Origin of the sequence: Bradyrhizobium sp. SZCCHNR2028 (assembly GCF_032380995.1) — a bacterium.
Lineage (GTDB): Bacteria > Pseudomonadota > Alphaproteobacteria > Rhizobiales > Xanthobacteraceae > Bradyrhizobium.
Genome location: NZ_JAUHJF010000001.1, coordinates 30,479 through 51,992, shown reverse-complemented (window position 1 = coordinate 51,992; position 21,514 = coordinate 30,479). Strand labels below are relative to the sequence as shown.

Here is a 21,514-nt window from a genome sequence, read left to right as displayed (position 1 = left end):
GACGGCCTCAGCGGTACGGCGCGTCGAGCGCGATGGCTTTGGAGATCTCGCGCTCCCAGCGGTCGCCGTTCGCGAGCAGCTTGGCCTTGTCATAGTACAGCTCCTCGCGGGTCTCGGTCGCGAACTCGAAGTTTGGTCCCTCGACGATGGCGTCGACCGGGCAGGCCTCCTGGCACAGGCCGCAATAGATGCACTTCACCATGTCGATGTCGTAGCGCACCGTGCGGCGGGTGCCGTCGTTGCGGCGCGGGCCGGCCTCGATGGTAATCGCCTGCGCAGGGCAGACGGCCTCGCAGAGCTTGCAGGCAATGCAGCGCTCCTCGCCGTTGGGATAGCGGCGCAACGCGTGCTCGCCGCGGAAGCGCGGCGAGATCGGGCCCTTCTCGAACGGATAGTTCAGGGTCGGCTTGGGCTGAAAGAAGTAACGCATCGCGAGGAAGAACGCGGAGACGAACTCCTGCAGCAGCAGCGACCGTGCGGTGGCGGAAATGTTCATGACAGCCTCATTTCGGCGCGATGCCGGCGAAGTGCAGCACGCCCGCGACGATGACCACCATGGCCAGCGACAGCGGCAGGAAGACTTTCCAGCCCAGACGCATCAACTGGTCGTAGCGGTAACGCGGCACGATCGCTTTCGCCATCGCGATCAGGAAGAACATGAAGAACAGCTTGAGCGAGAACCAGATGACGCCCGGCACCCAGTTGAACGGCGGCAGGTCGATCGGCGGCAGCCAGCCGCCCAGAAACAGGATCGTCGCCAGCGCGCACATCGTGGTGATCGCGACATACTCGCCGAGCATGAACAGCAGGTACGGCGTCGAGCCGTATTCCACCATGAAGCCGGCAACGAGCTCCGATTCCGCCTCCACCAGATCGAACGGCGGACGGTTGGTCTCGGCCAGCGCCGAGACGTAGAACACCACGAACATCGGGAACAGCGGCCAGACGTACCAGTTCAGGATCGTCAACTGAGGCAGGCCGATCAGGCTGGCGAGACCGCGCGCATGCTGCGCCTCGACCACCGCTGAGAGGTTCAGGGTGCCGGCGCAGAGCAGCACCGTGATGATCACGAAGCCGATCGAGACCTCGTAGGACACCATCTGTGCCGCCGAACGCAGCGCCGCCAGGAACGGGTACTTCGAGTTCGACGACCAGCCGGCCATGATGATGCCGTAGATCGACAGCGACGAGATCGCGAAGATGAAGAGGATGCCGACATTGATGTCGGCGATCGCCCAGCCGAGATTGGTCGGGATCACCGCCCAGGCCGCCAGCGCCAGCACGCAGGAGACCAGCGGCGCCAGCAGGAACACGCCCTTGTTGGCGCCGGCCGGAATAATCGGCTCCTTGAGCACGAACTTCAGCAGGTCAGCGAACGACTGAAACAGGCCCCAGGGCCCGACCACGTTGGGACCCCGGCGGATCTGCACCGCCGCCCAGATCTTGCGGTCGGCCAGCAGGATGTAGGCAATCGCGACCAGCAGGACGACGAGGAGCAGGACGCTCTGCGCGACCATGACGATCAGCGGCCAGAGGAAGCCGGTCCAGAACGAGCTTGCAAAGAAATCAGCCATCAGGTCACGCTCACTCCGCTGCCGTCAGCATCTGCCCGGAAGCCAGGCGGGAGCATTCCGCCATGACCGCCGATGCGCGCGCGATCGGGTTGGTGAGATAGAAGTCGTCGATCAGCGGCTTGAACGGCGCCTTCTCGAGGTTGCCGCCCTTGCCCGCCAGGGTCTTGATGTCGGCGATCTTGCCCGCCTCGATCTGGTCGATGCGGCCGAGATGCGGCACGGCCTTGATGATTGCAGCGCGCAGAGCGGCCAGCGAGTCGTAGCCAAGCTTCTTGCCGAGCACGTCGGACAGCGCGCGGATGATCGCCCAATCCTCGCGTGCCTCGCCCGGCGGGAACGACGCCCGGCCGGCCATCTGCACCCGGCCCTCGGTGTTGACGTAGAGGCCCGACTTCTCGGTATAGGCCGCACCCGGCAGGATGACGTCGGCGCGATGCGCGCCACGGTCGCCGTGGGTGCCGATGTAGACGGTGAACACGCCCTCGGGCACCTCGACCTCGTCGGCGCCGAGCAGGAACATCACGTCCATCGTGCCGAAGGTGGTCATCTGGGCGCCGGTCAGTCCGGTGCCGTTGAAGCCGATGTCGAGCGCGCCGACCCGCGAGGCGGTGTCGTGCAGCACGGCAAAGCCGTTCCAGTCATCGCGCACGGCGTTGACGTCCATCGCGATCTTGGCCGCCAGCGACAGGATCGCCGCGCCGTCATGACGCCCGGCTGCGCCGGCGCCAACCAGCACGATCGGGTTCTTGGCATTGCGGAAGGTGGTCGCGAACGAATGCTTGCCGGCAGCGACGTCGCTCAGGGAGTCGGTGCCAGCGCCGATGTGCTCGTACGCATAGGTCAGATCGGCCTTGGGACCGACGACGCCGACCTTGAGCTGACCGGAGCGCCAACGCTTGCGGATGCGGGCGTTGAGCACAGCCGCTTCCTTGCGCGGATTGGCACCGACGATCAGGATCGCGTCGGCCTGCTCGATGCCGGCGATGGTCGGATTGAACAGGTAGGACGCACGGCCGAGCTTGGCATCGAAGCTGTCACCGCCCTGCACCGCGACGTTGGTCGAGCCGAGTTTGGCGAGCAGATCCTTGAGCGCGTACATCTCCTCGACTGCGGCGAGATCGCCGGCAATCGCGCCGATGCGCTTGCCGTCGATGCGCGACAGCTTGGTCGCGATCGTCTTGAACGCCTCGGGCCAGGAGGCCGGGCGCAGCTTGCCATCCTCGCGGACATAAGGACGATCGAGCCGCTGCGTGCGCAGGCCGTCGACGACGTGACGGGTCTTGTCGGAGATCCACTCCTCGTTCACGGCATCGTTGATGCGCGGCAGGATGCGCATCACCTCGCGGCCGCGGGTGTCGACCCGGATCGCCGAGCCGAGCCCATCCATAACGTCGATCGACTGCGTCTTGCCGAGCTCCCAAGGGCGTGCGGCGAAGGCGTAGGGCTTCGAGGTCAGCGCACCGACCGGGCAGATATCGACCAGATTGCCCTGCAGCTCCGAGCTCAGCGCCTGCTCGAGATAGGTCGTGATCTCCATGTCCTCGCCACGGCCGATCGCGCCCATTTCCGGCACGCCGCAGACTTCCGCCGAGAAGCGGACGCAGCGCGTGCACTGGATGCAGCGGTTCATCGAGGTCTTGACCAGCGCGCCGAGATACTTGTCCTCGACCGCGCGCTTATTCTCGGCGAAGCGGCTGGTGTCGACACCATAGCCCATCGCCTGGTCTTGCAGGTCGCACTCGCCGCCCTGGTCGCAGATCGGGCAGTCGAGCGGATGGTTGATCAGAAGGAATTCCATCACGCCTTCGCGTGCCTTCTTGACCATCGGCGACCGGGTCGAAATTTCCGGCGGCTCGCCCTTCGGGCCCGGCCGGCAATCGCGCACGCCCCAGGCGCAGCTCGCGACCGGTTTCGGTCCGCCCTTCACCTCGACGAGGCACATCCGGCAGTTGCCGGCGATCGACAGCCGCTCATGATAGCAGAAGCGCGGGATCTCGGCGCCGGCCGCCTCGCACGCCTGCAGCAGCGTGTACTCCGGCGGCACATCGATCTCTTTGCCATCGATGATGATCTTGGTCATTGCCTCACATCTCTCTCAAACCACGAGCCACCGCGCCGTCGCGCACCGTGAAGGCGCGGCAGGCGCGGAGGAAAACCTTGCTGGCAGGTCGGCCTGCCATCGCCTACTCCGCCGCCACCATGTGCGCGGGATCGCGCACGCCGACGTCGTCGACATCGGCCTTGTGCGAATACTGGTCGATCCGCGCCTCGATCTCGTGACGGAAATGCGTGATCAGGCCCTGGATCGGCCACGCCGCGGCGTCACCCAGCGCACAGATCGTGTGCCCCTCGATCTGCTTGGTGACCTCGAGCAGCATGTCGATCTCGCGCTTGTGCGCCCGGCCCTCGGCCATGCGGGTCAGCACGCGCCACATCCAGCCGGTGCCCTCGCGGCACGGCGTGCACTGGCCGCAGCTCTCGTGCTTGTAGAAATACGAGATGCGCGCGATCGCCCGGATCAGGTCGGTCGACTTGTCCATCACGATCACGGCCGCGGTGCCGAGGCCCGAGCGCAGCTTGGACAGGCTGTCGAAATCCATCGGCGTGTCGATGATCTGATCGGCCGGCACCATGCGCACCGACGAGCCGCCGGGGATGACGGCCTTCAGATTGTCCCAGCCGCCGCGGATGCCGCCGCAATGCTTCTCGATCAGCTCGCGGAACGGGATGCCCATCGCCTCTTCGACGTTGCAGGGCCGCTCGACGTGACCGGAGATGCAGAACAGTTTTGTGCCGACATTGTTCGGACGGCCGATGCCGGCAAACCACGCCGCACCGCGGCGCAGGATGGTCGGCGCCACCGCGATCGACTCGACGTTGTTGACCGTGGTCGGGCAACCATAGAGGCCAACATTGGCCGGGAATGGCGGCTTCAGCCGCGGCTGGCCCTTCTTGCCCTCGAGGCTCTCCAGCAGCGCGGTCTCCTCGCCGCAGATATAGGCGCCGGCGCCGTGGGCGACGTAGACATCGAACGGCCAGCCATGGATGTTGTTCTTGCCGATCAGGTTGGCCTCATAGGCCTGATCGATCGCCGCCTGCAGCCGCTCGCGCTCGCGGATGAACTCGCCGCGCACATAGATGTAGCAGGCATGCGCATTCATCGCGAAGCTGGCGAGCAGACAGCCCTCGACGAGATGATGCGGATCATGCCGCATGATCTCGCGATCCTTGCAGGTGCCGGGCTCGGACTCGTCGGCGTTGACCACGAGATAGCTCGGCCGGCCGTCGGTCGATTCCTTCGGCATGAACGACCATTTCAGGCCGGTCGGGAAGCCGGCGCCGCCGCGGCCGCGCAGGCCCGACGCCTTCATCTCGTTGATGATCCAGTCGCGGCCCTTCTCGATCAGCGCCTTGGTGCCGTCCCAGCTGCCGCGCCGGCGTGCGCCTTCGAGGCCCCAATCATGCAGGCCATAGAGGTTGGTGAAGATGCGGTCCTTGTCGTCGAGCATGATCAGACGGCTTCCTCGGATGTCAGCGGTTCGACTGCATGGTGGCGATGAAGGCGGCGCAGCCGCCGAACACCAGCGCCCACAGCAGACTGGACTCCAGCGTCGCGTTGAGCGCGAACCGCTGCAGCACGAAAATGAAAGCGGCGGCCGCGAGTGTATGCAGCGCCACGTAGCGCCAGTTCTTCATCGCGGCGCCCTCTTGGCTCAGGGCCGCAACGCGGGTGCGCTTGCGGCTCATGTCTTTTCCTTCAACGTGGTCGGACCGCCGGCGGGCGCCGAGAACTGGCGGCCGTTCTGCGGACCAGGCGTCGGCAGGTTGCCGGTCGCGAAGCCGTCGAGCACCTTGCCGAAGCTCTCCGGCGTCAGGTCCTCATACGTGTCCTTCCAGACCTGCACCATCGGCGCATTCACGCAGGCGCCCAGGCACTCGACCTCTTCCCAGCTGAAGTCGCCATCCTTCGACAGATGGAAGGGGTCGTGATGAATACGGTGCTTGCAGACCTCGATCAGCTCCTCGGCGCCGCGCAGCCGGCATGGCGTCGTGCCGCAGACCTGGACGTGGGCCTTCTTGCCGACCGGCTGCAGCTGGAACATGGTGTAGAAAGTCGCGACCTCGAGCACGCGGATGTAGGGCATGCCGAGCATGTCGGCGACGACGCGGATCGCAGCTTCGGACACCCAGCCCTCGTTCTGCTCCTGGGCGCGCCACAGGATCGCGATCACCGCCGAGGCCTGCCGGCCTTCCGGGTATTTCGCGATCTGAGCCTTGGCGAAGGCGAGGTTTTCCTCCGTGAACGCAAAGCTCGCGGGCTGGACTTCCTTCGGGGCAAGACGGCGGACGGACATGGCTCTTCAGTCTTTCATTGCATGCGGCGCGCGGCACTTGCATTGAGCGCTGCGACGCGATTCTGCCAGAAGGCACTTGCAGTTCCGAACACGTTATAGCCGACGTGAGCGGACGCCTTGATGCGGTCGAGGATCGACAGCTCGGTCACGATCTCGAAGCGGCCGCTCGCGGGGTCGTAGACCATCAGTTGCATCGGCGTTTCATCGAGGATGTAGCGCGACACCGTATGATTGCGATCCTGGCCGTGCTCCTCGCACAGGACCATGCTGTCGGTCGCAAGCAGCCGCGCCCCACCCTTGATCGCCTCGATCTCGACGCCCTCGACGTCGAGCTTGATCAGGTACTTGCCGGAAGCGGCGACGTTGCCGTCGTCGATGAGGTCATCTAGCGCCATCACCGGCACCTGCTCGCCGCCGGCGGCGCCACCCGCAATGCTGAAGGCCTCGTGCTTGGTGCCGGTCAGATAGGCCGTGCCGCGGCTGGCGCCGATCGCGCGCTTCATCACCTCGAAGCGGTCGCCATTGATCCGGGCGTTGTTGGCGAGCTTGGCGAAGTTCGCCGAGGACGGCTCGATCGCGATCGCCTTGTGCGAGCCGTAGGGCGTGCTCGACACCAGCACCGACCAGTAGCCGTAATTGGCCCCGCCATCGATGAAGGTGTAGTCGACATCGACAGTGCCGAGGAACAGGAGCTCGAGCTCGTCCTCATAGTGATAGTCGCGGTTGAGAAGCTTGCTCCAGTAGCCGTCGCCATAGGGGAACTCGAACACGGCGTCCGGGTTGAGCTTCACCGCAATATCCCGCTCGGGCAGCGCCAAGCGCAGCAGGTTGGCGCAGCGATTGTAACCGCGATGCGAGAAATGCGACGAGATCTTCGAGCCGGTCGACAGCGCCAATGCAGCCGTGCGCTCCCAGAGGTTCGCTCCTTCGAGCGCTCCGGAAGCACGATCGAACTGGATCGGCGCATGGCCCATCAGCGGTCCACCTCTCCGAACACGATGTCGAGCGAGCCGAGAATGGCCGAGACGTCGGCGAGCAGATGGCCGCGGCAGATGAAGTCCATCGCCTGCAGATGCGCGAAGCCCGGCGCGCGGATCTTGCACTTGTAGGGCTTGTTGCTGCCATCGGCCACCAGATAGACGCCGAACTCGCCCTTCGGCGCCTCGACCGCCGCATAGATCTCACCCGCGGGGACGTGCACGCCCTCGGTATAGAGCTTGAAGTGGTGGATCAGCGCTTCCATCGAGCGCTTCATCTCACCGCGGCGCGGCGGCGCGATCTTGTTGTCGGTGATCATCACCGGGCCCTGCCCGTCCGGTGCACGCAGCTTCTGGATGCACTGCTTCATGATACGCACCGACTGGCGCATCTCTTCCATGCGGATCAGATAGCGGTCGTAGCAGTCGCCGTTCTTGCCGATGGGAACGTCGAACTCCATCTCGGCATAGACGTCATAGGGCTGCGACTTGCGCAGGTCCCAGGCCGCGCCCGAGCCGCGCACCATCACGCCCGAGAAGCCCCACTCCCACGCCTGCTGCAGCGTAACGACGCCGATGTCGACGTTGCGCTGCTTGAAGATGCGGTTGCCGGTGAGAAGCCGGTCGAGATCGTCGACCACCTTCAGGAACGGATCGCAGAATGCGTCGATGTCGTCGATCAGCTTCGGCGGCAGGTCCTGGTGGACGCCGCCGATGCGGAAGTAGTTGGCGTGCATGCGCGAGCCGGAGGCCCGCTCATAGAACACCATCAGCTTCTCGCGCTCCTCGAAGCCCCACAGCGGCGGGGTCAGCGCGCCGACGTCCATCGCCTGGGTGGTGACGTTGAGCAAATGCGACAGCAGCCGTCCGATCTCGGAGTAGAGCACGCGGATCAGTTGGCCGCGGCGCGGCACCTCGATGCCGAGCAGGCGCTCGGCGGCGAGGCAGAAGGCATGCTCCTGGTTCATCGGCGCGACGTAGTCGAGCCGATCGAAATAGGGCATCGCCTGCATGTAGGTCTTGGTCTCGATCAGCTTCTCGGTGCCGCGATGCAGAAGGCCGATATGCGGATCGACGCGCTCGACCACCTCACCGTCCAGCTCCAGCACAAGGCGCAGCACGCCGTGCGCCGCCGGATGCTGCGGGCCAAAGTTGATCGTGAAGTTGCGGAGTGCCGGGCTCTGCTCGTTCATGCTCGCGCTCCCACTCACTTCGTCGCTTTCTCGTCGCCGGGCAGCGGATAGTCCGCGCCTTCCCAGGGCGACAGGAAATCGAACTTGCGGAATTCCTGGTTGAGCCTGACAGGCTCGTAGATCACCCGCTTCTCCTGGTCGTCGTAGCGCACCTCGACGAAGCCGGTGGTGGGGAAGTCCTTGCGCAGCGGGTGGCCGTCGAAGCCGTAATCCGTCAGCAGGCGGCGCATGTCGGGGTGACCGACGAAGATCACGCCGTAGAGGTCATAGGCCTCGCGCTCGAACCAATCCGCCCCCGGGAAGACGTCGATCAGCGACGGCACCTGCGTCGTCTCGTCGGCCTCGGCCTTGAGCCGGATCCGTGCGTTCAGGGTCGGAGACAGGAAGTGGTAGACGACGTCGAAGCGCTTGGCGCGCTCCGGGTAGTCTACCGCGGTGATGTCGGTGATGTTGACGAACCGGAGAGCCGGATCATCACGCAGATACTTCACAACCTCGACGATCCGACCCGGCTCCACGCTCACCGTGAGCTGATTGAAAGCGACCGAATGGCCGATCGCCGCGCCCGGAAGCGCGCTCACGATCGTCTGCCCAAGGGCGTCGAGCCTGCCGTCGTCCATAACGAAAAAACCTTCAGCGTTCGATGGTGCCGGTGCGCCGGATCTTCTTCTGCAGCAGCAGAACACCGTACAGCAGCGCTTCCGCGGTCGGCGGACAGCCGGGCACATAGATATCAATGGGAACGATGCGGTCGCAGCCGCGGACCACCGAATAGGAATAGTGATAGTAGCCGCCGCCATTGGCGCACGACCCCATCGAGATGACGTAGCGCGGCTCCGGCATCTGGTCGTAGACCTTGCGCAGCGCCGGCGCCATCTTGTTGGTCAGGGTGCCGGCGACGATCATCACGTCCGACTGGCGCGGCGAGGCGCGCGGCGCGAAGCCGAAGCGCTCGACGTCGTAGCGCGGCATCGAGACCTGCATCATCTCGACGGCGCAGCAGGCCAGGCCGAACGTCATCCACATCAGGGAGCCGGTGCGGGCCCAGGTGATGAGATCGTCAGCGGTGGCAACGAAGAATCCCTTGTCCGACAGTTCGTGCCTGACCTCGAGGAAATACGGGTCGTTGGCACCGATCGGCCTGCCGGTCGCGGGATCGAGAATGCCCTTCGGGGCCGGTGCGATTACCGGACCGGTCGAGGACGTGGTCGGGCTCAATCCCATTCAAGCGCGCCTTTCTTCCATTCGTAGGCAAACCCGACCGTCAGCACGGCCAGGAACACCAGCATCGACCAGAAGCCGGCCGCGCCGAGCTTGCCGAATGCCACTGCCCAGGGGAACAGGAAGGCGACTTCGAGGTCGAAGATGATGAAAAGGATGGCCACCAGATAGAAGCGGACGTCGAACTTCATGCGCGCGTCGTCGAACGCATTGAAGCCGCATTCGTACGCGGAGAGCTTCTCGGGATCGGGCTGCTGGTAGGCGACCAGGAAGGGCGCGATCAGCAGAACCACCCCGATGATGGCTGCGACACCTATGAACACGACAAGGGGGAGATAGTTCTGGAGGATGCCGGTCATCGGCGCCACTTTCCTCTGCGGTTTCGGTGCAAACCGCAGATTCGTTGCATTGGAATTGGTCGAAGCCTTAGCGCAGCGCACCAAGCCGCGCAAGACAAGCCGTCTCGCCGGTGTCATCCCTCCCCACATTGCGGAAACCTGGACACACCGAGCCACGGCGCCACGGATGACGCGTGCAGGAGCCGCATTGCAGACCCGCAGCATTACGGTGTCGCACGGTCCAACGGAGGACGCTGAGGCGATCAGCAATCGCGAGGACGCACGCCGGTGTGCGCAGGCTGGCTGGTCGGAGACGGATGCGGATCAGCGCTCGATCGGGAGATCCAAGCGAGGCGACGGGACCGTCACCCGATAGGCTTCCGTTACCGCGGGAGATGGTCACGAAGGGCCACCGGATCAAGATCATCCGCGACCGCCGTCGATACCGGCACCGCCGCGCGCTGTTAACCCCGGCCGCATACTCCCGATTGCCGCCGCGGCGGCTGCAACCGATGAAACCATTTTGAGGAAACGAAGAAACGGGATCGAAACAAAGCGGGGGTACATGTGCAGGCAACAAAGTGGCGCTCTGAGACGCCGGGAGGCTGACATGAACCACTCGCTGCATTCCGCAGACCGATCGACTCACCTGAAGATCGTCGTCGTTGCCCTGATCGCAGGCATCGCGGTAACCGCTTTCGGTATCGCGACCCGCGCCAATGTGGATTACAGCCAGACGGCATCGCACGTCGTGAAGGCAGGCAAGCCTGTGACCGTGACGAGTTCCAGCGACTCGATGGTCCGCTGAGCCGTCGGTCCGCTGCTGACAGCGGTCGCAGGCCACCCGCTGGGTGGCCTTTTTCGTGCCCGATCGGAAAATCGGCGACGGAGCACTTGCAGTCCGGCGGAGCGCCAGGTCGTAGACGGGAAGGGATCGCGCGGCGGCGCTGATTGCGCCAGCGGACAGATCACATCAATAGCTAAGCCATTGAAAACATGGCGCGAGAGACGGGGCTCGAACCCGCGACCTCCGGCGTGACAGGCCGGCGCTCTAACCAACTGAGCTACTCCCGCGTGATCGCGAAATCCGCGGAGGAGTGCGACTTAAAGGGGCGATGTTTCGAAGTCAAGGACAATGAACCGATAGCTGTGCGAAGTCCTTGATGGGGGGCAATGCAGGACGCCCGATCTCCTTGGCTGGGCCCAGGCAGCCGACGTTAGTCGCCGCACGGTGATGGGCCAAATCGACCTGTCCCGCGGCTCTCCTTCCGGACCGCGGCAACCCCGCCCCGCGGCGGCGGCGCTGGCGGTCGCTTCGCGACGACGTCGCAGGCCGGATATGGCAAAATGGACGCCAAGTCCGACCGCGCATGCTTCCGACCGGGCATTGAAATTTCCGGCCGCCGTCCCCACCGAGGCGCACTTGCTGACCAGGAAGCGAGTGAGAGGAGATTCCTCGCGGACGCTGCCCACGAATCGCCCGCCACCGGTGCGAGGAAGATGAGCTTCGAATCGCCGGAGTCGGTATCCTGCAGGTAGCGCGCGCCGGAGTGCGCAATCCTGCTGTCGGCGAGGCGGTGCTGATCAACGCCGGCCCGCGACCCGCCGTATTCCGCACGGGAGCTGGCGGACGATCTTTGATCAGAGCGGAAACCATTGATAGGTTGCCACCCCCTGGTATCTGGCATGCAATAACTGATATATTAGTATATTGATACCTCCAGTAACGTCTCCCTCTCTCTCTTGGTGCCCATGTCCGATCCGCTTCGCAGCCACACCCACTCCGTCACCGAGCGTCTGCTCCGTTATGTCGTGATCGACACCCAGTCGGACCCGACATCGCCGACCTGCCCTTCGACGCTCAAACAGAAGAATCTCGGCCGGTTGCTCGCAGCCGAGCTGCAGGCGATGGGCCTCTCGGACGCCCATCTGGACGACCACGGCTACGTCTATGCGACCATCCCGGCCACCACCGACAAGGCCGTGCCGGTGATCTGCTTCTGCTCGCACATGGACACGTCGCCCGACTGCTCCGGAGCCGACGTGAAGCCGCAGATCGTGCGCAACTACCAGGGCGGCGACATCGTGCTGCCTAAGGACCCGAGCCAGATCATCCGTGCGGCCGAGCATCCGGCGTTGAGGGACCAGATCGGCAACGACATCGTCACCACGGACGGTACCACGCTGCTGGGGGCCGACAACAAGGCCGGCATCGCCGAGATCATGGACGCGGCGCAGTTCCTGATCAGCCATCCGCAGATCAAGCACGGCACCATCAAGATCCTGTTCACGCCGGACGAGGAGATCGGCCGCGGCGTCGACCGGGTCGACCTGAAGAAGCTCGGCGCCGATTTCGGCTACACGATGGATGGCGAGACCGCAGGCAACATCGAGGACGAGACCTTTGCCGCCGACGGTGCCACCATCCTCATCAACGGTGTCAGCGCCCATCCCGGCTTTGCCAAGGGCAAGATGGAGCATGCCATCAAGATCGCATCTGCGATCATCGAGCGGCTCCCGAAGGATAGCTGCTCGCCGGAAACGACGGAGGGCAAGGAAGGCTTCCTGCATCCGGTCGGGATCTCCGGCGCACTCGAACAGGCGCGACTCGACTTCATCGTGCGCGATTTCAGCGAGCAGGGCTTGCGGCAGAAGGAAGCGCTGCTCGAGGACATCGTCAGGGACGTCCTGAAGGACTATCCGCGATCAAACTATCGGATGGAGGTTCGGCAGCAATACCGCAACATGAAGGAGGTCATCGATCTGCATCCGGAGATCGTGACCTATGCCGAGGAGGCGATCCGCCGCGCCGGCCTGACGCCGGTCAGGACATCGATCCGCGGCGGGACCGATGGTTCGCGGCTGTCGTTCATGGGCCTGCCCTGCCCCAACATCTTCGCCGGCGAGCATGCCTTCCACTCGCGTCTCGAATGGGTCAGCGTTCAGGACATGGAGAAGGCGGTGCAGACCATCGTCCATCTGGCGATGATCTGGGAAGAGCAGTCCTGAGCGCCGTCAGGCGCGCGCCGTCACCAGCCAGATCGAGCCGGCGAGCGTCACGCTGTCGCCGCGTCCATACTGCGTCAGCAGCTCGCGGACCGACTGCCGCGCCGCATCGCGCGTCTCCTGGGGATGCCCCTCCAGCGCGCGGCTGGCGGGGCCGATCTCGAAGGCCGATTGTACGGCCGCATCGAGCCCCTTGCCGATCGCGACGTCGAGCGACAGCGCATGTGCCTCCAGCGCGACGTCGCTGAAGCCGGCCTCGCCCAGGATGCGCGTCACCCGCGCTTCCGATGCGAAGGCAAATGGACCGGGATCGTCGGGCGCCATCTCCGGCAGCTTCGGGACGTGGCGATAGACCGCCTGCAGCGGCGCGATCATCCAGGGATTGGCCTTCGGCTCGCGCCAGCAGGCGAATACGACCCGGCCGCCCGGCTTCAGCGCGCGGCGGATGTTGGCGAACGACGCCACCGGATCGGCGAAGAACATCACGCCGAACCGCGACACCAGCAGATCGAAGCTCGCCGGCGCGAACGGATGCACGGTCGCGTCGGCCAGCACGAACTCAGCGGGAAGCCCGGCCGGCGCCACCGCGCGCGCCCGCTCCAGCATCGGGGCGGAAATGTCGACCCCGAGCACATGCCCGCCAGGCGCCACCTGCCCGGCCAGCGCGATCGACAGGCCGCCACAACCGCAGCCGATATCGAGCACACGATCTCCCGGCTTGGCCGCAATGCGGTCGATCAGGATCTGCGACACCGGTGCGAGCAGGATGTCCTGCGCTTCCTGGCGATCGGACCAGCGCTGGCCGCCCGGCCCGTTCCAATAGGCGATCTGGTCGGCGTTGCGCTCGTCCCCTGCCGGCAATTGCATGATGTGCCCTGTCTGATTGAGGTCATCGCAAGAGCCGGCATGGCGCATGCAGCCGCCTGTCCTGTCAAGGCACGAGGCCGCGATGCGCTCGGGGAAGAAAGTGGGCCGGTTCTGACCACGGTTCGGAGAGACTTTCGCCGACGGCGAGAGCGCTCCAACGTCGGCTCAGCCGCGCGAACTCCTGTCGGATGGCGTCGCGCCGCACCGGCGTGTAGGCCGCGCGCTCCTCCGCTGACGTCCCACCCAGCAGGCTGCGCGCCGACGGTGCCATCTCGGCCCCGCGCGCCCGCAGCGCCGGATCGTCAGCCTGCTGCAGCCAGTCCTGCCAGCACACATAGGTGGCGCGCTCGGAGCGGGCATAGTCCTCGCTGCGTTCCGGCATCAGGCGCTGGTCCCTGGCCTCATGCCTGCGACGCAGCCGCGCGGTCTCGCGGGACGAGGTCGCATGCGGGACCAAATGAAAAGTCCCGGCCGTGCCGCCGGCCGCGAGCCGCCCGAACACGGCGCCGTCAATCCCGAGATGCTTCTCGACGATGAAGTGTTGCAGATCATGCGGCATCCAGGGATCGAAGCCTGGCGCCGGGCTCATTTCGAGGGTGCGTCCGTCGCCGAGCGTCGCGCGCACCGCGTAGCGGCGCTCGCCTGTGCGGACGAAGGAAACAGTCATGGGCGGTCGCGGACGACGAGACATGGGACACTCGCAATTAGCAGCTGCGGCTGAAAAACGGCCCCATCATACCGCCGCGGGCGAGGGATCGATAGATGCGCGCGGACCTGCTGGCGAGCGCAGCAGCGCAATGCAATAGCGGGACAGCCTCTGGTCTCGCTGGTTCTGGTCTCGCTCTTGCTTCGATCAGGCGCGTCAGGAGCCACATGCGCACTCTTATCGTTGCCGATCTTCATTACTCGCTGCCGCAGTTCGACTGGCTGGTGGCGGCTGCCGATCATTTTGATGCGGTGGTGTTCGCCGGCGATGCGCTCGATCTCGCCTCGATCGTCGACATTCGCGCCCAGATCGTGGTCGTGAAGACATATCTCGTGCTCCTGGCGGCCAAGACGCGGGTCATGATCTGCTCGGGCAATCATGACCTGGAGGAGCGCAGCCCGGATGGCGAGAAGATCGCGGCCTGGATCGGGACGGTCCGCGAGCTCGGCATCGCGGCCGACGGCGATGACGTCCTGATCGGCGATACGCTGTTCTCGCTTTGCCCGTGGTGGGACGGTCCGCTGGTCAAGGCCGCGATCGGACGCCAGCTCGATGCCGCCGCGACGCGCGACGCAGCCCGCTGGATCTGGGTGCATCATGCGCCGCCGGCCAACTCGCCGGTGAGCTGGGGCGGCAAACGCTTCTTCGGCGACACCGAGCTCGAAGGCTTCATCGCGCGGCACCGCCCGGCAATGGTGATCTCCGGCCACGTGCACCAGTCGCCGTTCATCAAGGACGGCTCCTGGTTCGATCGCGTCGGTGAGACTTGGGTCTTCAACACCGGACGGCAGCCCGGGCGACCGCCGGCCTACATGGTGCTCGACACCGATGAAGGGCGCGCCTTCTGGCTGGCGGCGGGGCAAGCCGAATGGGTCGATCTCGCCGGTCCGCTGCAACGCCCGGCCCAGCCCGTGACGGCGGCGCCGGACTGGCTCAGAGTCGTGGATCGGATTCCAGATCCGTTCCTGGCGAAACCTGCTGCGGCGGCAGGTTGATCATGCTCTGCAGCACGTCGCCGACCATCGCCAGATGCGTGCCATGGCCGGCATATTGCCGCTTGAGGTCGGCGAGATAGCTGTTGGCGACGTTCAGGCGCTGCGCCAGCATGCGCGCAATCGCGAGCGTCGCCTCGGGATTTTCAGCCAGGAAGCGCCGAGCGTCGGGAATTTCGTAGATCAGGCAATCCGCGGCGGCGCGCACGGTCGCCGTGTGAGGCTGCTCAAGCAGCAGCGACATTTCACCGAACAGCGCGCCCGGCTCCGACACGACCGCCACCGTGGCACCGGCCTTGATCACCTCCAGCCGCCCCTCGAGCAGGATGTAGAGATGCCCGGTGCTATGCCCCTCCTCGAGCAGCATGGTGGCCGCCGGAATGGCGCGCTCATGTCCGCCGGTGCAGTGGCGCAGGAAGTCGGTCATCGGTTCGCCCGCGATGTTTCACTCCGCGCGCCAAGCTAGCCGAAGAACGGTTCATCGCCACGCGAAATCGTCCGGGCGCTTCGCACCAGCTGTCGCAAAGGATTTTAAACCCCTGTCCGAATTGAGCACTCGGCGGCGCCATCATCGTGATCGGGACGTGGGTTGGGCTCAGCCGCCGAGGCTCGATGGCAAGGTGGCTCAGCTCTACGAGAGCAGCAGATCGATGAAACCCGACGCACAAACGCGCTTCTGGAGAGCATCGCCATCAGCTTGGAAAATCGACACGCACGACAATAGCAGCGTCACCATTGCGAGGGTGCGTCCCAGCGGATGCTAATGGTAGGCGGCGAGAGATTCGAACTCCCGACCCTCTCGGTGTAAACGAGATGCTCTAACCAGCTGAGCTAGCCGCCCTCACGTCGCGCTTCTTTACCCCCTGCCCGATCCTCAATCAACGCCGGAACCACGCGGCGGCAGCGAGAAACCGCCGCAGCGAGAACGGTGGGGGCAGACCACGCACGCTCGAAGGGTCGGTGGTTCGATCTCCCAAACGAAAACGGCGCCCTTACGGGCGCCGTTTCCTTGCATCAGTTCGGACCTCAGTGGGCGGTCAGGCCGCCGGCGGCTTCGTCGCCGTCGGCCTTCACCGGCACCTTGGTGTCCTCTTCCCAGACGATCGGCACCGGCTTGCGGACCAGGGCCCGGGCGACGACGTCGTCGAGACGGGACACCGGGATGATGTCCATGCCGCCCTTGATCGCATCGGAGATCTCCGTGAGATCCTTGGCGTTGTCCTCGGGGATCAGCACCGTCTTGATGCCGCCGCGGGCCGCAGCCAGCAGCTTCTCCTTCAGACCGCCGATCGGCAGCACGCGACCACGCAAGGTGATCTCGCCGGTCATCGCCACGTCGTGACGGATCGGAATGCCCGTCATGACCGAGATGATTGCGGTTGCCATCGCGACGCCCGCCGACGGACCATCCTTCGGGGTCGCCCCCTCCGGAACGTGGACGTGGATGTCGCGGCGGTCGAACATCGGCGGCTCGATGCCATAGACGATCGCCCGCGAGCGGACGTAGGACGCCGCCGCCGAGATCGACTCCTTCATGACGTCGCGCAGATTGCCCGTCACCGTCATCTTGCCCTTGCCGGGCATCATGACGCCTTCAATGGTGAGCAGCTCACCGCCGACATCGGTCCATGCCAGACCCGTGACGATCCCGACCTGATCGTCGCTCTCAATCTCACCGAAGCGATACTTCGGCACACCCAAGAATTCCTCGACGGCCTTCTCGGTGACCTTCACCGACTTCTTCTTGGACATCATGAGCTCCTTCACGGCCTTGCGGGCCAGTGTGGAAATCTCACGCTCCAGGTTACGCACGCCCGCCTCGCGGGTGTAGCGCCGGATCACGAGCAGCAGCGCGTCATCGTCGATCGACCACTCCTTCGAATCCAGGCCGTGCTTCGACAGCGCGGACGGGATCAGATGCTTGCGGGCGATCTCGAGCTTTTCGGTCTCGGTGTAGCCCGCGATGCGGATGATCTCCATGCGGTCCATCAGCGGGCCGGGAATATTCAGCGTATTCGCGGTCGTGATGAACATCACGTTCGACAGGTCGTAGTCGACCTCCAGATAGTGGTCGTTGAACGTCGTGTTCTGCTCGGGGTCCAGAACCTCCAGCAGCGCCGACGACGGGTCACCCCGGAAGTCCGAGCCCATCTTGTCGATCTCGTCCAACAGGAAGAGCGGGTTCGAGGTCTTGGCCTTGCGCATCGACTGGATGATCTTGCCGGGCATCGAACCGATATAGGTCCGGCGATGACCGCGGATCTCCGCCTCGTCGCGCACGCCGCCCAGAGACACGCGAACGAACTCGCGGCCGGTGGCCTTCGCGATCGACTTGCCGAGCGAGGTCTTGCCGACGCCGGGAGGTCCGACCAGGCACAGGATCGGGCCGGTCAGCTTGTTGGCGCGCGACTGCACCGCCAGGTACTCGACGATGCGATCCTTGACCTTCTCCAGCCCATAGTGATCCGCATCCAGAACCGCCTGCGCGGCCTCCAGATCCTTCTTCACCTTGGACTTCTTGTTCCACGGGATCGACAGCAGCCAATCCAGATAGTTGCGCACGACGGTCGCTTCCGCAGACATCGGCGACATCTGGCGCAGCTTCTTCAGCTCGTGCTGCGCCTTCTCTCGCGCTTCCTTGGAGAGCTTGGTCTTGTTGATGCGCTCTTCCAGATCGGCGAGCTCGTCGCGGCCGTCCTCGTCACCCAGCTCCTTCTGAATGGCCTTCATCTGCTCATTCAGGTAGTACTCGCGCTGGGTCTTCTCCATCTGGCGCTTGACGCGCGAGCGGATGCGCTTCTCGACCTGCAGCACCGAGATCTCGCTCTCCATCAGGCCCAGCACCTTCTCCAGGCGCGTGGTGACGGACAGCGTCTCCAGGATGCCCTGGCGATCGGCGATCTTGACGGCGAGATGCGAGGCGACGGTGTCGGCCAGCTTGCCGAAATCGGTGATCGACTGAACGACGCCGACGACTTCGGCGGAGATCTTCTTATTCAGCTTCACGTAGCTTTCGAAGTCCGACACGACGGACCGCCCGAGCGCTTCGGCCTCGACCGACTTCGCATCGGTATCCTCGAGCGCAACGGCAGTGGCTTCGTAGTAGTCGGCACGATCGGTGTACTTCTCGACGCGCGCTCGCTCCAGACCCTCGACCAGCACCTTCACGGTGCCGTCGGGCAGCTTGAGGAGTTGCAGCACGCTGGCGAGCGTCCCGGTCTCGTAGATAGCATCCGCAGCTGGATCATCGTCGGACGCGTTCTTCTGCGTCGCCAGCATCACCAGCGCGTCGTTCTTCATCACCTCTTCGAGCGCGCGGATCGATTTCTCGCGGCCGACGAACAGCGGAACGATGTTGTGCGGGAAGACGACGATGTCGCGGAGCGGCAGAACCGGATACGCGTGGCTCTCGCCGTAGACGATGGTCGGCCGGGGTTTGGGGGTCGTCATGGCCTGTTCCTTTTGTTTAGCCCCCTTGCACGCAGTCCGCCATCGTGCGCAACCGCCACAAGGTGCGATCTGATCCGGACATCACTGACGCGTCGATATCGCCCGCTTGTTTCGGATCGTTTGTTGAGGCGAATCCCGGGATTGAGATTTGTATCGCCACGCGACATTAGGTGGCTATCGACCCGGGGGGTGTCAAGTATCGGTAAACACCCGCCAAAAATGGCTCTACGCGGCGGGACGCTGAAACGCTGCGATGCCGCGGACATGATGTCCGCAGCGATCGCCGATCTAACAAATCGAGGTCTTCTGTCTCTCGTGCCAGCGCGCCTCACGCGCTGGCGCTGCTTTCCACCGCACGATCGGACCGATCGGCGTAGATGTAGAGCGGACGGGCCGTGCCCTCGACCACTTCGCGCGAGATGACCACTTCCTCGACGCCCTCGAGACCCGGCAGGTCGAACATCGTCTCGAGCAGGATGCTCTCGAGGATCGACCGCAGGCCACGCGCGCCGGTCTTGCGTTCGATGGCCTTGCGCGCCACTGCGCCCAGCGCCTCGTCGGCGAAGGTGAGCTCGATGTTCTCCATCTCGAACAGCCGCTGATACTGCTTCACCAGCGCGTTCTTGGGCTCGGTCAGGATTTTCTTCAGCGAGTTCTCGTCGAGATCCTCGAGCGTCGCCACGACCGGCAGACGGCCGACGAACTCGGGGATCAGGCCGTACTTCAGGAGATCCTCAGGCTCGACGTGACGGAAGATCTCGCCGGTACGGCGGTCTTCCGGCGCCAGAACCTGGGCGGCGAAGCCGATCGAGGTCGACCGGCCGCGCGCCGAGATGATCTTCTCCAGTCCGGAGAACGCACCACCGCAGATGAAGAGGATGTTGGTGGTGTCGACCTGCAGGAACTCCTGCTGCGGGTGCTTGCGGCCGCCCTGCGGCGGAACCGACGCAACCGTGCCCTCCATGATCTTGAGCAGCGCCTGCTGGACGCCCTCGCCCGACACGTCGCGGGTGATCGAGGGATTGTCCGACTTGCGACTGATCTTGTCGATCTCGTCGATGTAGACAATGCCACGCTGCGCGCGCTCGACATTGTAGTCGGCCGCCTGCAAGAGCTTCAGGATGATGTTCTCGACGTCCTCACCGACATAGCCGGCCTCGGTCAAGGTCGTCGCATCCGCCATCGTGAACGGCACGTCGAGAATGCGCGCCAGCGTCTGCGCCAGCAGCGTCTTGCCCGAGCCGGTCGGACCGATAAGCAGGATGTTCGACTTCGCGAGCTCGACGTCCGAGTGCTTGGTCTGATGGTTCAGCCGCTTGTAGTGGTTGTGGACGGCGACCGACAGCACCTTCTTCGCATGGTTCTGGCCGATCACGTAATCGTCCAGGACCTTGCAGATCTCCTTCGGGGTCGGAATCCCGTCGCGCGACTTCACCAGCGAGGACTTGTTCTCCTCGCGGATGATGTCCATGCAGAGTTCGACGCACTCGTCGCAGATGAAGACGGTTGGACCTGCGATCAGTTTGCGGACTTCGTGCTGGCTCTTGCCGCAGAACGAGCAATATAGCGTGTTCTTCGAGTCGCTCGTGCCGACCTTACTCATTCCTGTCTCCGTCCGCGGTTCGCTCTTGTCCGCTCGTTCGTTCCGATCCGGCACGGGCCGGACCAGACTGGTGAAAGAGCAAATTTCGTACCAAAATTAACACCTTGTTCTTCACCCGTCGTGCACCGACGACCTACGCGAATCCCCCACGATCCATAACTGGACACTCTAGCCAATCATGCTGTCATCCGACTATCAAGAATTCGCTAATCGGAGCACAGACCCTAGACCGTGACATTACCGTGATTTTGGGGCTTGACACGGTAAGAACACGCGAAATCAGCGAAGCGTTGCGTGTTTGCCACGCCTATTTGCCGGCCGCACGGCAGGGTTGCGGCCCTTTTGGGACCCCACCTTGGTACCTTTGCCGGCCCGAGCCGGCAAAGGCGATGCTATTGCGTTCCGAGGCCCGTCAATCGGACCCCGCCTCGATCACGGACGGATCACTTACCCATCGCCGCCGGATCTTCCGGCCGCTTGTCGAGAACCTTGTCGATCAGGCCGAACTCCTGGGCCGCTTCCGCCGTGAGGAATTTGTCGCGCTCCAGGGCGTCCTCGATCGCCTTGTAAGACTGGCCGGTGTGCTTGACGTAGATCTCGTTCAGCCGCTTCTTCAGGTTCAGGATCTCCTGGGCGTGCAGCATGATGTCGGTCGCCTGGCCCTGGAACCCGCCGGACGGCTGATGCACCATGATGCGCGAGTTCGGCAGCGAGAAGCGCATGTCCTTGTGGCCGGCACAGAGCAGCAGCGAGCCCATCGAAGCCGCCTGGCCGGTGCACAGCGTCGACACCGCCGGACGGATGAACTGCATCGTGTCGTAGATCGCGAGGCCCGACGTCACCACGCCACCGGGCGAGTTGATGTACATCGCGATTTCCTTCTTCGGGTTCTCGGCCTCGAGGAACAGGAGCTGCGCGACGATCAGGGTCGCCATGCCGTCCTCCACCGGACCGGTCACGAAGATGATGCGCTCCTTCAGGAGGCGCGAGAAGATGTCGTAGGCGCGCTCACCGCGGTTGGTCTGTTCGACCACCATGGGCACAAGGTTCATATAGGTTTCGACGGGATCGCGCATGAATCACCCAAGGGTTGGACCAGCAGTTGAGACGACCGGCCGCCGCAGGTGAGGCTCATTTCAACGAGCAGCGACGGACAGGTGTCCCGTGATGCAGAACTTCAAGACCGAGCTCACAGATATGGACCAATTCGCCGGTGACAAGACCGGGTCCCC

Annotated in this window: 20 protein-coding genes and 2 tRNA genes; 3 read left to right on the top strand and 19 right to left on the bottom strand. The window is 64.4% G+C overall.

The window, feature by feature from the left end; all coding sequences use genetic code 11:
- Nucleotides 1-7: 7 nt before the first annotated feature.
- From nuoI to QX121_RS00225, 11 genes are all read right to left on the bottom strand, one after another.
- Nucleotides 8-496, bottom strand: coding sequence for an NADH-quinone oxidoreductase subunit NuoI (gene nuoI, locus QX121_RS00275; protein ID WP_006611003.1), 489 nt, complete (start codon nucleotides 494-496; stop codon nucleotides 8-10).
- A gap of 7 nt (nucleotides 497-503) precedes the next feature.
- On the bottom strand, nucleotides 504-1,574 hold the full coding sequence (gene nuoH / locus QX121_RS00270) for an NADH-quinone oxidoreductase subunit NuoH (RefSeq protein ID WP_315738267.1): 1,071 nt from the start codon (nucleotides 1,572-1,574) through the stop codon (nucleotides 504-506).
- A gap of 10 nt (nucleotides 1,575-1,584) precedes the next feature.
- Nucleotides 1,585-3,654 (bottom strand): NADH-quinone oxidoreductase subunit NuoG, encoded by a 2,070-nt coding sequence (nuoG, locus tag QX121_RS00265; protein WP_315810863.1) that lies wholly within the window; start codon nucleotides 3,652-3,654, stop codon nucleotides 1,585-1,587.
- Nucleotides 3,655-3,757: 103 nt separating this feature from the next.
- Nucleotides 3,758-5,083: an NADH-quinone oxidoreductase subunit NuoF gene (gene nuoF, locus QX121_RS00260; RefSeq protein ID WP_315738269.1), complete on the bottom strand. Its 1,326-nt coding sequence runs from the start codon at nucleotides 5,081-5,083 to the stop codon at nucleotides 3,758-3,760.
- Nucleotides 5,084-5,105: 22 nt separating this feature from the next.
- On the bottom strand, nucleotides 5,106-5,321 hold the full coding sequence (locus QX121_RS00255; protein ID WP_315756756.1) for a hypothetical protein: 216 nt from the start codon (nucleotides 5,319-5,321) through the stop codon (nucleotides 5,106-5,108).
- The gene (gene nuoE, locus QX121_RS00250; protein WP_172236403.1) at nucleotides 5,318-5,929 is read right to left on the bottom strand and encodes an NADH-quinone oxidoreductase subunit NuoE; all 612 of its coding nucleotides are present in this window, start codon (nucleotides 5,927-5,929) and stop codon (nucleotides 5,318-5,320) included. The genes QX121_RS00255 and nuoE overlap by 4 nt, the downstream gene beginning before the upstream one ends.
- Before the next feature lie 14 nt (nucleotides 5,930-5,943).
- The gene (locus tag QX121_RS00245; RefSeq protein WP_315810862.1) at nucleotides 5,944-6,903 is read right to left on the bottom strand and encodes an FkbM family methyltransferase; all 960 of its coding nucleotides are present in this window, start codon (nucleotides 6,901-6,903) and stop codon (nucleotides 5,944-5,946) included.
- Nucleotides 6,903-8,099 (bottom strand): NADH-quinone oxidoreductase subunit D, encoded by a 1,197-nt coding sequence (locus tag QX121_RS00240; RefSeq protein ID WP_315810861.1) that lies wholly within the window; start codon nucleotides 8,097-8,099, stop codon nucleotides 6,903-6,905. Before QX121_RS00240 ends, QX121_RS00245 begins: the two co-directional genes overlap by 1 nt.
- A gap of 14 nt (nucleotides 8,100-8,113) precedes the next feature.
- Nucleotides 8,114-8,719 (bottom strand): NADH-quinone oxidoreductase subunit C, encoded by a 606-nt coding sequence (locus QX121_RS00235; protein WP_315756759.1) that lies wholly within the window; start codon nucleotides 8,717-8,719, stop codon nucleotides 8,114-8,116.
- Between the two features lie 13 nt (nucleotides 8,720-8,732).
- Nucleotides 8,733-9,317 carry a NuoB/complex I 20 kDa subunit family protein gene (locus QX121_RS00230; protein ID WP_284418856.1) on the bottom strand — a complete coding sequence of 195 codons (585 nt, stop codon included), beginning with the start codon at nucleotides 9,315-9,317 and terminating at the stop codon, nucleotides 8,733-8,735.
- On the bottom strand, nucleotides 9,314-9,679 hold the full coding sequence (locus QX121_RS00225; protein ID WP_008964559.1) for an NADH-quinone oxidoreductase subunit A: 366 nt from the start codon (nucleotides 9,677-9,679) through the stop codon (nucleotides 9,314-9,316). The genes QX121_RS00230 and QX121_RS00225 overlap by 4 nt, the downstream gene beginning before the upstream one ends.
- A 589-nt stretch (nucleotides 9,680-10,268) precedes the next feature.
- Between QX121_RS00225 and QX121_RS00220 the strand changes: the two genes are divergently transcribed.
- Complete coding sequence (locus QX121_RS00220) at nucleotides 10,269-10,466, top strand: hypothetical protein (RefSeq protein WP_315738273.1); 198 nt, start codon at nucleotides 10,269-10,271, stop codon at nucleotides 10,464-10,466.
- 189 nt (nucleotides 10,467-10,655) lie between these two features.
- Here the strand turns inward: QX121_RS00220 and QX121_RS00215 are convergent.
- Nucleotides 10,656-10,732, bottom strand: a tRNA-Asp gene (locus QX121_RS00215).
- Nucleotides 10,733-11,410: 678 nt separating this feature from the next.
- Between QX121_RS00215 and pepT the strand changes: the two genes are divergently transcribed.
- Nucleotides 11,411-12,667, top strand: a complete 1,257-nt coding sequence (gene pepT / locus QX121_RS00210) for a peptidase T (RefSeq protein WP_315810860.1) — start codon at nucleotides 11,411-11,413, stop codon at nucleotides 12,665-12,667.
- Nucleotides 12,668-12,673: 6 nt separating this feature from the next.
- Here pepT and QX121_RS00205 read toward each other — a convergent pair whose 3' ends face one another.
- Both QX121_RS00205 and QX121_RS00200 read right to left on the bottom strand, forming a co-directional pair.
- Complete coding sequence (locus QX121_RS00205; RefSeq protein WP_315775073.1) at nucleotides 12,674-13,531, bottom strand: class I SAM-dependent methyltransferase; 858 nt, start codon at nucleotides 13,529-13,531, stop codon at nucleotides 12,674-12,676.
- A 64-nt stretch (nucleotides 13,532-13,595) separates the two neighbouring features.
- Nucleotides 13,596-14,198: a hypothetical protein gene (locus QX121_RS00200; RefSeq protein WP_315775074.1), complete on the bottom strand. Its 603-nt coding sequence runs from the start codon at nucleotides 14,196-14,198 to the stop codon at nucleotides 13,596-13,598.
- Between the two features lie 206 nt (nucleotides 14,199-14,404).
- Here QX121_RS00200 and QX121_RS00195 point away from each other — a divergent pair, with 206 nt between their 5' ends.
- Nucleotides 14,405-15,232 carry a metallophosphoesterase gene (locus QX121_RS00195; RefSeq protein ID WP_315775076.1) on the top strand — a complete coding sequence of 276 codons (828 nt, stop codon included), beginning with the start codon at nucleotides 14,405-14,407 and terminating at the stop codon, nucleotides 15,230-15,232.
- On the opposite strand, the gene QX121_RS00190 is transcribed toward QX121_RS00195, so the two are convergent.
- The 5 genes from QX121_RS00190 to QX121_RS00170 all read right to left on the bottom strand — a co-directional run bounded on the left by QX121_RS00190 (nucleotide 15,171) and on the right by QX121_RS00170 (nucleotide 21,358).
- Nucleotides 15,171-15,656 carry a cyclic nucleotide-binding domain-containing protein gene (locus tag QX121_RS00190; RefSeq protein WP_315738278.1) on the bottom strand — a complete coding sequence of 162 codons (486 nt, stop codon included), beginning with the start codon at nucleotides 15,654-15,656 and terminating at the stop codon, nucleotides 15,171-15,173. The genes QX121_RS00195 and QX121_RS00190 overlap by 62 nt on opposite strands.
- 337 nt (nucleotides 15,657-15,993) lie before the next feature.
- A tRNA-Val gene (locus QX121_RS00185) sits at nucleotides 15,994-16,070 on the bottom strand.
- Between the two features lie 185 nt (nucleotides 16,071-16,255).
- Nucleotides 16,256-18,679: an endopeptidase La gene (gene lon, locus QX121_RS00180; RefSeq protein ID WP_315738279.1), complete on the bottom strand. Its 2,424-nt coding sequence runs from the start codon at nucleotides 18,677-18,679 to the stop codon at nucleotides 16,256-16,258.
- Nucleotides 18,680-19,007: 328 nt separating this feature from the next.
- Nucleotides 19,008-20,282: an ATP-dependent Clp protease ATP-binding subunit ClpX gene (clpX, locus tag QX121_RS00175; protein WP_012044595.1), complete on the bottom strand. Its 1,275-nt coding sequence runs from the start codon at nucleotides 20,280-20,282 to the stop codon at nucleotides 19,008-19,010.
- A gap of 443 nt (nucleotides 20,283-20,725) precedes the next feature.
- Nucleotides 20,726-21,358, bottom strand: a complete 633-nt coding sequence (locus QX121_RS00170) for an ATP-dependent Clp protease proteolytic subunit (RefSeq protein ID WP_315738280.1) — start codon at nucleotides 21,356-21,358, stop codon at nucleotides 20,726-20,728.
- Between the last annotated feature and the right edge of the window lie 156 nt (nucleotides 21,359-21,514).